This window comes from Paenibacillus zeisoli (genome assembly GCF_003994465.1).
GTDB lineage: Bacteria > Bacillota > Bacilli > Paenibacillales > Paenibacillaceae > Fontibacillus > Fontibacillus zeisoli.
The window spans coordinates 318,647-331,360 of the sequence record NZ_RZNX01000001.1 but is presented as its reverse complement, the minus strand read 5'-3'; the positions used below and the strand labels follow the sequence as shown (position 1 = coordinate 331,360).

At 47.1% G+C, this 12,714-nt stretch carries 12 protein-coding genes; all 12 read right to left on the bottom strand.

Annotated elements, in window-relative coordinates; genetic code table 11:
* Positions 1–50: 50 nt before the first annotated feature.
* The 12 genes from EJP77_RS01475 to EJP77_RS01420 all read right to left on the bottom strand — a co-directional run bounded on the left by EJP77_RS01475 (position 51) and on the right by EJP77_RS01420 (position 12,692).
* Positions 51–887, bottom strand: coding sequence for an alpha/beta fold hydrolase (locus EJP77_RS01475; RefSeq protein ID WP_127197417.1), 837 nt, complete (start codon positions 885–887; stop codon positions 51–53).
* 253 nt (positions 888–1,140) lie between these two features.
* A complete protein-coding gene (locus tag EJP77_RS01470; protein WP_127197416.1) occupies positions 1,141–1,728 on the bottom strand; it encodes a DUF421 domain-containing protein in 588 nt (195 codons plus the stop codon).
* Between the two features lie 86 nt (positions 1,729–1,814).
* Positions 1,815–2,954 carry a toxic anion resistance protein gene (locus EJP77_RS01465; protein ID WP_127197415.1) on the bottom strand — a complete coding sequence of 380 codons (1,140 nt, stop codon included), beginning with the start codon at positions 2,952–2,954 and terminating at the stop codon, positions 1,815–1,817.
* 18 nt (positions 2,955–2,972) lie between these two features.
* Positions 2,973–4,661: a substrate-binding and vWA domain-containing protein gene (locus EJP77_RS01460; protein WP_127197414.1), complete on the bottom strand. Its 1,689-nt coding sequence runs from the start codon at positions 4,659–4,661 to the stop codon at positions 2,973–2,975.
* Between the two features lie 10 nt (positions 4,662–4,671).
* A complete protein-coding gene (locus EJP77_RS01455) occupies positions 4,672–5,403 on the bottom strand; it encodes a hypothetical protein (protein ID WP_342772985.1) in 732 nt (243 codons plus the stop codon).
* A 193-nt stretch (positions 5,404–5,596) separates the two neighbouring features.
* Positions 5,597–7,018, bottom strand: coding sequence for an ATP-grasp domain-containing protein (locus tag EJP77_RS01450; protein ID WP_127197412.1), 1,422 nt, complete (start codon positions 7,016–7,018; stop codon positions 5,597–5,599).
* A gap of 62 nt (positions 7,019–7,080) precedes the next feature.
* Positions 7,081–8,340, bottom strand: a complete 1,260-nt coding sequence (locus EJP77_RS01445; RefSeq protein ID WP_185897097.1) for an ATP-grasp domain-containing protein — start codon at positions 8,338–8,340, stop codon at positions 7,081–7,083.
* Positions 8,341–8,362: 22 nt separating this feature from the next.
* Entirely contained in the window at positions 8,363–9,298 is a 936-nt protein-coding gene (locus EJP77_RS01440; protein ID WP_127197410.1) for a DMT family transporter, read from the bottom strand.
* A 64-nt stretch (positions 9,299–9,362) separates the two neighbouring features.
* On the bottom strand, positions 9,363–10,631 hold the full coding sequence (locus tag EJP77_RS01435; protein WP_127197409.1) for an MDR family MFS transporter: 1,269 nt from the start codon (positions 10,629–10,631) through the stop codon (positions 9,363–9,365).
* Between the two features lie 14 nt (positions 10,632–10,645).
* Complete coding sequence (locus EJP77_RS01430) at positions 10,646–11,335, bottom strand: B3/B4 domain-containing protein (protein ID WP_185897095.1); 690 nt, start codon at positions 11,333–11,335, stop codon at positions 10,646–10,648.
* Positions 11,336–11,367: 32 nt separating this feature from the next.
* Positions 11,368–11,775, bottom strand: a complete 408-nt coding sequence (locus tag EJP77_RS01425; RefSeq protein ID WP_127197407.1) for a DUF6917 domain-containing protein — start codon at positions 11,773–11,775, stop codon at positions 11,368–11,370.
* Positions 11,772–12,692: a Gfo/Idh/MocA family protein gene (locus tag EJP77_RS01420; RefSeq protein ID WP_127197406.1), complete on the bottom strand. Its 921-nt coding sequence runs from the start codon at positions 12,690–12,692 to the stop codon at positions 11,772–11,774. The genes EJP77_RS01425 and EJP77_RS01420 overlap by 4 nt, the downstream gene beginning before the upstream one ends.
* Positions 12,693–12,714 lie beyond the last annotated feature (22 nt).

Here is a 12,714-nt window from a genome sequence, read left to right as displayed (position 1 = left end):
GGAACTGCCCTCTCCAGTGGAGAAGGGCAGTTCTTATTTAATCGGGTGGCTTAGCTGCCCAGGAATTTAATTAGTGCCGAATTGAATGCTTCCGCATGGGTTGCGTTTAAGCCATGTGGTCCGCCTTCAATAACAACGAGCTGGCTGCCGGGTATCGCCTCATGGCTTCTTTTCCCGCTGACTTCAATAGGAACAATTGCATCCGAATCGCCATGGATAATGAGAGTCGGAATATTGAACTTAGTCAAATCCTCGCGGAAATCGGTTCGACTGAATGCGGAGATACAGTCCAGTGTACCTTTAGGAGAGGCGAAAGCAGCAATATCACGGTTATAAATTCGGAAAGGTTCGCTCACCAAGTCAGTTCTGTCTCCGGCTGCAAAGAATCCATGAGTAAAGTTGTCAAGAAAGGCTATTCGATCGCTTCTCACCCCGTCCTCGAAGCCCTTAATTGCCGCATCGTCTAATCCTCCCTCTGGATTGCTGTCAGATTTGTACAGGAACGGAGGAACTGCCGCTGCCAATACAGCCTTGCTTACCCGCTCACTTCCATAAGTACCGATGTATCTAGCTACCTCACCGCCACCCATGGAGAAGCCCACAAGTACGGCTTCACGCAGATCTAAATGTTCAAGGAGCTTATTCAGATCAGCCGCAAAAGTATCATAATCATAGCCATTCCAAGGCTGAGAGGATTGACCAAACCCGCGTCGGTCGTATGTAATTACCCGGTAGCCAGCTTCAACAAGTGCGGGTACCTGCTTCTCCCAGGAACGTCCACTCAAGGGCCATCCATGAATGAGTACGACGGGCTTGCCTGTACCCAAATCCTCGTAATAAAGTTCAATTGGGGCATCGTTCTCCGTACCTACGGTTACCTTTGGCATGTTGATCTCCTCCATTTTTAAATTTGACAAATTTTTATAAAATGATTACATGCATAGAATAGTTTAATATACATAATTTGTAAACCAATTCTTGTTATGCAGCTTCTCTAATTACTACTAATTATTCTTTACCCACTAATTAAAGAAGGCACACCCAAGGTGTGCCCCTAATTTTTGTAGCGATACTCCTTGTTAATTCCCATCATACGATAAAAGCAGACGAAGAACGTCTACTTAGAGCATTATAGGTTGATTACTGCAAGTATTTGGGTTGATCAGACTTTCCTGAATCTTTGAAGGTTTCGCTAAAAATATTATCTTCGCTGGATTCAGCTGGGATAACGATATGGGGGAAGTTCGCTTTTAATAACTGTTCAAGATCCTCCATGGTAACAGGTCTGGCATGACGATACAATTCATATCCGAACTGTCCGTTTTCCTCGATCGTGCCCGTTTTGACATCCTCAATCCGGGAGATTCCCAACAACCGCAGACGTTTCTCCAGATCATCCACAGATATTCGTAGCTTCTTCATGTTCTCAATCAGCATTTTCCCTTCTGATATGACCGGTGTCCCAAAGCCTTTAAGCAGCTTCTCAGCTCGATTGAAGCGGAGCGAGATCCATTCGGAGGCTACGAGAAACAGTACAAGAATGAACGTGCCAAACACGGACATTCCCAGTCCCTTCCCCCCTATCTCGGATCCAAGGACAGTTCCAACCATGAGGAGTATGGTCACTTGGGGAGTTGTCATTTCGGAGATGGAATTTCGTCCAGCTATTCTAAGAAATAATGTGCCCGCTATTGCAAGCACGATTGAATTCCAAAACACAGTCCACATAGAATACCTCCAACACTAGGGTAAGGTTAGCTTTACCGTTGGTGTTGGTTTCCATTCTTCTGGTGGTAGCCATGTATTCGTTTCGCTTATAAGCCTAGCTTATGCCCCTTTTCTAACCGCTGAATCTGTGTCTCCCCGCTATCCGCCAGTTCCCTGAATTGAGTGATAGTCTCACGCATCTTTGGCAGAGCTTCCTGCTTATAGGTGCTTATGGAATCCAGAGCCGATAATACATCGGTGAAAGCCTGCTTCAATGTATCTACAGAAATACTCGTCTCAAGGGATTGCTTGTGTATTTCCGCGCCTTGATTCTTTAACATACGGGATGTGCCGGCAATCAGTTCATTCGTCGTCTGATTCAAGAGTTCTATCTTCTTCAGCACGATCTTCTGATTATAGAGTGCACTTGCTACCGTTACGGAGATTTTGAGCGCTGAAATCGTGACATTCTTCGCTCGATCCACTCCGCGGATAAGCTCTTTGTTATTTCGAATAATGACCTCAATGGCCATGATTCCCTGTTGGTTGACGACGAGCATCTGCTGTAAATCCATTACCCGCTGACGTAGAGGAAACAGGACTTCCTCAGTAATGAATCGGATCCTGTCCGGGTCCTCATTTCGCAGTCTCGCGGCTTCAATCTGAGCTTCAATGGCTGTGTCCATAAGACTTCCCAGCTCAATTTCCTTTTGCAGCTTTTTGGTCAGGTCACGTAAAGTTTGCTGTTCAATCTCAAGTGTTGTGTTGTCATTCTTAAGTGTTGCTTTCCCTTTATCTAAAGAAGTTACAATATCGGCAATTACGATATCTGCTTTTTGAAATTTCAGAAAGTAAGCTCGTATTGGATTGAATAACTTCCCGAGCAACCCTTGCTTGGCAAAATCGATGACACTCGGGTCCAAATCCTTAAGCTGCATATGCAGTTCAGCAAGACCCTTGGCCACTTGACCGCCCTCATCCCCTGTGTGCGACAGTTTCCCTACCGACACCTGCAGCAGTGTGTTCTTATCTGACGACATCCTCATTGTATTTAAGCCGAATGTATCGATAGATTGCAGGATTTCCCTTCGCTTATCCAGTGACTCCAGATCAAGTTCCATAATGGCGGCTACATTGGAATCTGCAAGTTCTTTAAGCTTTGCTACCTCTTCGGGAACAGGTTTGACTTCCTCTTCAATTGCCGCTTTGATTGCTTCCGGGCTTGCTATTTCCAGTGAAAATGACATGGTTCTCCCCCTCGATTCTTACATTTGAACATTGAACAAATTGCCGATCTTATAGACCACATCATCGGTATCCGCGTTAATACTAGCCGCCTCATTAATACTCGAAATACTCTGAAGAGCTTTAATATTAGCGTTATAACCAATGGTATATATAGGTATTTTGTAGGTCTCCACAATTCCTTTGATGTCATCTAGTGAATAACCCTGATTCGTCTCCCCATCACTAAGTACAAAGATGAGGGGTTTAACATCCGGATGGGCAGCGACCTCATCCTGCAGCATCTTAAGGGCGACTATGATTCCGTCAAAAGTGGCTGTCCCTCCGCTTGCCTGAAGGCTGTTCACTGCACCGACGAACATGGACTGCTGATTCGTTGTGTATTTTCCTATCGGCAGATTAATAGTCACGTTGTCCGAATAGGACACCAGACCAATGCTGTTGTCTTTCCCTAGATACTTCTGGCCTTTTAACAAGGATTCCTTGAGTCTGTTCAGCGGTTCTCCACCCATGCTCCCAGACACATCGGTTACAAATACAGCAGCAATGGGTTTATTGCCATTCTTCTTCTCTTTCCAAAGCTGTTGTGCTTGAGATAGAAGATTCCCGTCTACGGCTCCCATCTCTGGTTTATAATTATCCAGATTGTTGAAGCCCTTGTCTTTTGCCGCTTTCTGATACTTCTCCCCGGCAACAAAGTCCGCAAATTTCTTAAGGATATCCTGCTTGGTCTTAGGCAGATCACCCAAAGCATACAAAGGACTGTCATGCCGCACCCCGAAAGGAGTGAACACGTACCCGCTCTTCAGGTCTTCTGCATTGATATAAGTCTGATATTCCAGCACGAACCCGTCCAGCCTTCCCGATTTGGCTGCATCCCGCATTTGAATCGTTGTAGATGCAGTAAAGGGAACATTCGACTGAAATTTCTCAAACCCCTTAACAGCTTTATCCCCCAAAATATTCGTGCTGTCGAAGGTGTGCAGAGCGGTCAGGAGAAAGTTCAATCCGGTAGAGCTCGCGAAAGGATCTGTATAGCCCATGGAGAAATCATTGCTCGCAATGGCTTCGGTAAGGATTTTGATATTTACTGATCCATATTTATTCACCAGGCTGTCGTATTTAGCTTTAGCAATGACAATTCCTGGAACGTTACCAACCAGGCGCTTAGAGATCAGCTGATTCTTGACCCCGCTCGCCTTCACCATTTCACCCCACAACTCATTGGAAGGTGTAAAGGCATCCGGCACATATTTGCCTGACTTGATATAGTCTGCTGCTGTCCCGGAAGCAATGTTCCGAATCTTGACCGAAGCGGGCTTCCCATCTACAACGATGTTGGCTTTGTTAAACTCAGCTGCCACCTCACTTAGCCAGCCGTCAACGCCTGTTCCTGATTTCTCAGTTGAGGAGAAAATCTCAACAAAGTTATCTGTCGAATTGTCCACCGTTACCGGGAATTTCGAGATATCCGGCAGCGACTCCCCGACATCTGTCGGATTAAGGTCAATCTGGCCCTTTACTGGCTCGGCTTTCGTAATAGAAATGTTCGAATACAGCTTGCCTAAATCCTTGGCTGCATCTTCGGAAGCCACTTGTGTGCCTGTCTTTCCTAAGTTCGAGGTCAATTTGATTCCGAAATATACCAATGCAAATACGACGATCAGGATGATTGCTGAGATCATGAAGAACTTGCTTTTTTTAGCCATACCGCACCTCTCATTGTTTATAATATTTAGTCTGCTTAATTAATGAATCAATTTCCTGCATACAAGGCATATTCTCGATCTCCCCAAAATCAATACTATCCAGGCGCGATATTTCAAGCAGAAGCTTATCCAGCTTAAGAAGTATCTCTTCATTCGTCTCCAGCGACTCCTGCATGAAGACCATGAATTCTTGGTAGACCATGGTCCTCTCCTGAAGAAGCTCCGGGGAGAGCTTGACTGGCTTCGAGCTCATTACCCGCTCAAATTCTGACTCATCAAATACATGAAGTCTGTTCAGTATACTTCGGACGTTAAGATAGAATAGCTTTTCTACTTCGTTCGTCACAGAGGCAAACTTCTTGTAACTTAACTCCTCTTGATCAAATCTCTGTGCCAACACATGAAATAACGTATCTCTCTTCTTCCTAATTCGTTCCATCTGCTCTAACGCTAGGGTTATATCGGCTTGCAAGGGTTTAACGCGGCGGAAATGACTTAAAGCCAGAACATAATCTTCGTGTGTTTTGATAGGTTTAGCAGTTCTCACAGCTGGCTGTTTGAACAGCAGAATATAGCTCCCATACAAAAGTCCCATAGCACTTCCAACCAGCAAAGTTACGCCAAGAGCTGTAGTTAACGCGCTCTCTCCCATCTCTAGCCCGATGAATCCCGGTGAGAGCACGATAATATTCAAACTTATCACGCCCACGATCAACCCTATTAGCTTTATGTACCTTGACACGCTCAACAACTATACCCTCCTCTTCCATCACAAGGTACTCCTGGGAGTAAGTTCCTTATGACTCACAGGAAAATTGTACCACATGTTGTCTCTTTAGTGAGGGTCTCTGGCAAAGATTGAAATAACAAAAAAACCGGACGCGACTTTTGATAAAATCGCATCCAGTTATTGTCACGGGTCTAATTCATGAATTCTATACGCTGACTTCTGTCTTCTGGCCTTCCAGTTCAGTGACCTGCAGCCGGACTCCATTTCGGATATTGGATACTGTCTGTGCCAAAGCCCTCGGGTGCGTACCTTCAAGATCCAGAGTGGACACAAAACTCATCGCATTCAGATGAGGATTGCTGCTTACAAGCGTTCCTTTTGGAATTTCGGTCTCCGTATGAATCCGGGTTCCTTCACTCAACAAATGATCCAGCTTATCATAGCCGGAATACAGATATTGAAGAGATGAATCCAATGGATTGTCCTCCAAATAAATACGCATATTACAGCGCGCTTTATTCGAGGCTTGCAGCAGCTGATTCGGCAGGCTCTGCGAGCTGCCATGGAGTAGAACTTCAGCCCAGGCTTGTGTCATATCGATTCCAAACACATCATTAATCTGTGGAATGATATTCCACCCACCAAAACGTGCAGCGGTCTCTATGATTCCTACCTGCCTGTTCTTCATCAGCTTAACCTCTGTATGAGTCGGGCAATTCTGAAGGCCAAGGCTTTCATTGGCTTTACGGCAAGCTTCAACAATGATATTCTGCGCGTCATGATCCAATACACTTGGAACTATATGGGAAGTCTCTGTAAACGAGGAAAGCATAGGAGTCTTATCCGTAATGGCTACCGGATGGTATACCCCATTCACCATCATTCCCTCTACGGAGACATAGTCCGCGTACAGCTCATCTGCATACCAGTCGGCATTGCAGCCTTCCATATACTGTTCTACCAGGAACAAGCATTCTTCGCTGAACAGCAGCGAATCTCCCGTGTTCTCCTGAATATCACGCTGAACTTCACGGAACACTTCTACCGGGCTTCGAGACCCATCCAGCAGAGTCACCCCAATGGAGCAGGCCAAATAAGTTGGCTTGAGGACTAAAGGATAACCCAGCTCTCTTACTGCGGTGAGCATATCTCCTTCTGAATGAATCGCACGGAAATCTGGAGACGGAACCCCTGCACTGCGAAACTTATCCCTCATAATGTACTTATTGCGCGCTAGTCTTGCGGCTTCCACGCCTGCAGAACGAAGCCCCAAGGCTTCTGCAGCCTTCGCCACGGACAGAACCATGTTCTCTGCGCCGCCGAACATAATGGCATCCGCCTTGAACATACGAGCATAGCGGATGATTTGGTCCACAACTTCATCCTCTGAAAGCGTATAGGCTTCAGCTCCGGTGAACGTCACCCATTCGGGATGTTCATACCCACCGGCAGTATATGCGGTGCTTTCCTTCACGACTCCCGCTGCATACCGATGAATTGATGCCATATATCGGCGGGTCACCGCGCTGGGGCGCGGAATATATACATACACGTTGGCGATTTTCGCCAATGATTCCAGGGATGGTGGAAAGCCACCCAGGTCACTGACAAGCAAAATGTTTTTCATATGAGGGTCTCTCCTCCATTGTGGGATATGATCCTGGACGAATGATCGCTTTTCAGATGATTTTATACTGCCGAAGCTTCTAAAGGCTTGGCCTCAATATGAAAGAGTTCAATGGCTTTATGAATCGCAGCTTCAACCTCGGCTTCACTGTTCCCCCGGAACATATATCTGCCGCTGATATGGTAATAGGAACCTTTTCCGTCCATGATTTCCCCTGGTTGTGGAATTTGTTCATGGAAAATCTCCGGAATCAAGTCTTTGATGCTTGTCACGTGAACAACTTCCGCTGGGACACACGGAGGTTCTGGGAACTGCAGCAGGCCGCCATGGATACCCGTCTCGGGAATCGTTAATTTCTCGAAGGTCCCCAGTTCGATTCGGATCCATTCTTCACACAGATTTACCCCATAGAGTTCCAGTGTGAGGAACGGTGTCTCCGCCCCGCCCATGCGTGCACCGATCTCAAGGAACACGGCTTCCTGCCCGTTCCGGTCAATAACCTCCAGATGGAAGCATCCATTGGAAAGCTCGAGGGACTTCAGAACCTCTTCCGTAAAGCTCGTCAGCCGATTTTTCAGAGGGAGCCTGTCCGTTACAATAAATGAACCGTTAGGCAGTCCCTGGGAAAAGGCGAAGCATCCGTTCACATATTGGGAGATGGCTATAAATTGCAATTCGCCATGCTGAACCAGCCCGTCGATATGGAATATCGGACCGGTAACGAACTCTTCACATTGAAAGCTCTCCGTTTCATCTGCTGCTTCGATAGCTGCGAGAATCTCTTCCAGCTCTGCACGGTTATGGGCTTTACTCACACCCTGACTCGCAGCACCGAGCTTCGGCTTAAGAATAACCGGATAACCGGTTTCTTCTGCAAAGGATATGGCCTCTGCTGAGGTTTGGTAGTCCAGGAACTTTGGAATCCGCAGTCCGTCGCTCTGGATCCGCTCCTTCATGACAATTTTATCGCGATATAAGGCGATCTTCTCTGCTGAAGTGCCCGGAATGTTAAACTGGGTTCTCAGCTTCGCCGCATTAATCTGATCAAATTCAGACATCGCAAATAATAGATCAACGTGGCCATACTCCTCCACTGTACTCTGCATCGCGGCTTCCAGCGCCGGATAATCCTCGATATCAGACAGCTCATGAACGCCTGCTGCCTGATCTCTATATTCACTTATATCCTGATGTCCCCTGGCATTGACCAGATACACTACCCGATTCAAGCTGTGATCAATGACACTTGCGTAGTTAACAAAACCACCAAAAATATAGTCCCCGAAGCGGTGAATTACAACGATCACTTTGCCTTCCTTCATATAGAGACCTCCGTTTATCTGATTAGTTAGTCTTCCATTTCTCATGGTCTTGATAGGCGAGCTTCGGTTGTCTCTCTGACCGGGCAGATAGAATGACAGCACCAATCACTACAGCCATGCCGATCAGATGATTCCAGCCCATCGGTTCATGCAGCAGAAGGCTTGAGAGAACAAGCGAAGATACGGCAATAATTCCTGTAAAAGAAGCGGAAGTGCTCGTGGATACTGCCGATACGCCGTAATACCAAAGAGCGAAGCCTATTACGGTTACGACGACAGCCAAATAAATTAGGCAAAGCCAATCCCGAGTGGAAGGAAGGCTAAAATTAAATGATGCTGCCTGATAGAGACCTGCCGGTAGAAACAGAACAAATCCCCAAATGGTTACGTAGGTTGTTATAGCTAGTGGGGAGAGTCTGCCGGACAATTTTTTCCCAATGAGTGTAAATAGTGCTTCACTGATTACCGCTATACCTAGCAGTGCATAACCTGGCCATGAGAATCCTCCGGATTCATCTGAAGATGAGGGAGCATCCAGCAGTCGAATGATCACTATTCCGTTGACAGCAAGAAGCACACCTGACCAAGCCCTCATCGGGATTTTATCTTTGAACAAGATTACCGACAGCACAGAGATGACAAGTGGCGTGGTGCTGGTAATAATTCCTCCCTCAACAGCTGGAGTCCATCTAAGGCCATACAGCAGGCAAATATTGAACAAGACAATCCCGGTTAGTGATTGCAATAGTAAGAGAAGAAGCTCTCTGCCCGTTATCTTGGGTAAGCCCTCAACAATCAGAAGAATTAAGATCAGCAGCATCGATGCAAGTCCAAATCTTAATAGAGAAGCGAGAAACACAGGAAATATCAACGTTACCCATTTGCCCACTACTATGGAACTTCCGACAGTGAACATAGCGAAAGCCATCGCAATGTAAGCTTTAACTCTGTCTCTCATCCTGGTTCCCCACCCCTCATTAGCGTAACGCCATCTGACTTTTGATCTCTTTTTGTATATGGGGTTAAGTCGAGAAACTTTCCTCATTTCTAACGGTTAAATTTGATGTGTCTAGCTTCAAGACCGCCTGTTTCTGCTTTCTTAGCCACCTGAGCAGGACAACCTGGGCAGCTCCCGCAAGAATAAACAAGATTCCCAGGAGCATGAACATAATCGTTCCGTTCCATGCCGTGTAGACGAGTCCTCCAAGTACAGGACCAAAGGCCAGCGGCAGCTGCAGATGCAGCCCGAAGATCGCGAAGTAGAAACCCCTTTTCCCTTCCGGGGCCATGGTCGATACCTCATTCTGCAGCTGCGGACCAATCAGCATCTCACCTATTGAAAAGATAAATTCAATCACAAACAGAAGCGCGACATAGCGTGACCATCCATATCCAAAAGCTACTAACGCATACAAGGCGTAGGACACGCCGATGACCCGATAAGCCAGCATAAGCTGGGTCTTCTTGGTTACCCATAACTGCAGGGCAATGACCATTATTCCGTTAAAGGTCATTAGCGATGCCAGAATGTCCGCAGAATGGGTAAAGTGATCAGATAAATGAAAAGGAAGAATAGATATTACCAGGGCATAGATCATGCCTATAGGCATGGCCAGTATAGTAATTCCATACAGAACCTTATGATCCAACCAGCGGCCTGATGTAGGTATCACTGGCTCAGTCTGCGCCTGATCTGGAATCCGGTTAACGGATTCAGGCACTTTCCATAGCACGAGCAGCAGATAAGCCAGCAGAATCAGTGCATTTGTAATGAACACTAATGTGCTGTCCCATTGGAACAACAGAAGCCCAATCACAGGCCCGAAAGCCGCGCCGACATTGGAAGCCGTGTGCAGTAAGGCAAACACCTCAGTCTGCTGCCTGGCATCAACTACGTCAGAGATCATGGCGTTCGCAGCCGGATTAAAAAGAGCGGATCCCACTCCCATAATGGCTGTGATCGCGGCGAATGCCCACACATTATCTGCTAGCGTATAAGCGCCGAGACCCAGGATCTGAATAAGCAGCGCTATAATCATCACTGGCTTACGTCCGAACCGGTCACTCAGACCGCCTCCGAATATCCCGGTTAACATCCCTGCAAAGGGCTGAAGTCCAATGACAAGCATAGCGCTGACAAGAGAACCGCCCAGTTTGTCATACAGATAAATTGCCAGAAAGGGCCGAATAATGAAGGTTGTCATCGCATTTAACGCATTGCCGAATATCCGGATCCAGATGGCCAAGTCGTAGCGCTTGAAAAGGTGAGGCTGCTTGCTGCTAACATTCATTCAAGGCCCCCCTTTCAGCCTGCATGGATCGGCCCCAGGTCACATTGGTAAGCCCGGCCAATCAATTCCAGACCCGCTGACAAGGATTCTTTGACTGCCGATTCATCCACACCGGGAACCTGGCAGCCGAGCAGCCAGACTTGCCGAGTCGCATCTGTCACCTTCTGTACCTCGCTGTCTCGATAGCAGAACCTAGACAGAACCTTCTCTTCATCTGCAAGCACAAGCAGTCCTTCGGGCAGAGCTTCCGGCTCGGCCTCCCCAAGTCCCTGAAATGCCTCCCCGCCCCGGGTAAAGGTAAGATGAATATCCCCGCTTACACATTCGGCATCAAAGACACCAAGTGGAATCAAATGCTGAAGTGCCGCCACATTTACGGCATCCACAATGGGATGAATAAGCGGAAGCCGATCCAGCTCCTCTTTGATGAAGAAGCGCTGGATTAGATTCTGTACAGAAGGCGGGTATTTCTTGGGATTCAGGCCAATCTGTTGATAAAAGCTTTGATAGGCCGCCATGATAGGGACCGCGGCTACTTCTGCTTTACTTTTACCGCGCCATGCCGCATGAATCTGCTCCCACTCCGGCTTATAATCAGCGTTAGATCCGTCCTCCTTGGGAGTAAGCTGAAGATGAAGTCCATATACTTTAACCCCATCCAGGTTCTGCTCTACGTCAGCGCTCATTTTAATTTGAGTGTACATTGCCGTCCTCCTGTGTAAGTAACTATTTGTGTTCATTCCTCGATCTTCAATGACCCGAAAGTGATAGAGCTTTCGACTTCCAGATTCAGATCTTCCGCTGTCCAAGTCTCCTTCGTGGAGATCAGAATATTATAATGGTTCGGAAAATGACAATCGTCGAAGCCGAGAACGTGACCAATCACCTGGTTATGAATGACCACAGGATCCCCACGGCCAATGACTCCCCCACATTTCATTTCAGCGAAACCAAGGAAACCTACCCGGTTGATCAGATCCCCGGCAATGCTATCCGAATGCGTGGTTGTTACGATCTCATGGATTTCTCCTTGCTGTACACAACGCGTTTCGAACTCGATCAGACGCATGCCGCGCTCTTCCTGTCTATGGAACAACAGGGCTGCGAATGCACCATGAACGACCCGTTTAGTCTGCTGACTCATATTTTCAGGGTCTCCACTTGATAAGTGTCATGTACGAGTCTAACTGCGTCTCTGCCATCTTCTCCATGACATGTACCTGAGGCTGCCTTGGCTGCAAAATCAAGCAGAATCTCTTCATACTCGTGGTACAGCGAGGATTTGAATTCTGTAAACCCTGCCAGCATATCTGCCTCAATGACGCGGCCGCTTTTCAGATACATGATAACGTCCTTCTGTTCACCGTTAGGATAAGCCCAGTCCAAATGAACAGATACCGGTACGCCTGAAGTAGTTACGAGCTCGACCCGAGCTTCGATATCCACCCCATGCTCATTGCGGGAAATATCCGCAGAGACTACTTCGAGATGTCCTAGGAAAAATGCTAACGTATCATAAACGTTCGGGCCGTTATCTGCGATACATCCACCGCCGCAGCGGTCTGGCTGGAGATACCACTTGTCATCCCCTGCATGTTCTTCAATCTTCTCCAGGTAACTTGCGGTAACTTTAACAATCTCATCATCTGGCTCAAGCTGCTTCAGCGCCTCAACAAAGTGGATATTATATCTGCGGTGGAAAGCAGTGAACATGGTCCGCCCAGAATCGATGGATACGCGAACCAGATCATCCGCTTCTTCCATATTCATGGTCATCGGCTTCTCACAGCAGACATGCTTGCCCATGAGCAGGGCATCGCGGCAGATCTCGTAATGCTTATCATTAGGCACATTAATGATGACTGCATCAATATCGTCGCGTTTCAGCATCTCTTTGTAATCTTGGTAACATGGAATTCCGTCATTCATGAACGGCTTCAGTCGTTCTTCACTTAAATCACATACAGCTATAAGCGTTGGGTTGCTCAGTTTGTGCTGCAAAGCGTGAACATAAAACTTGGAAATGACGCCCATTCCGATTATTCCTACTCGAAGATTCATGAATAAATCCCTCCCGATTCGA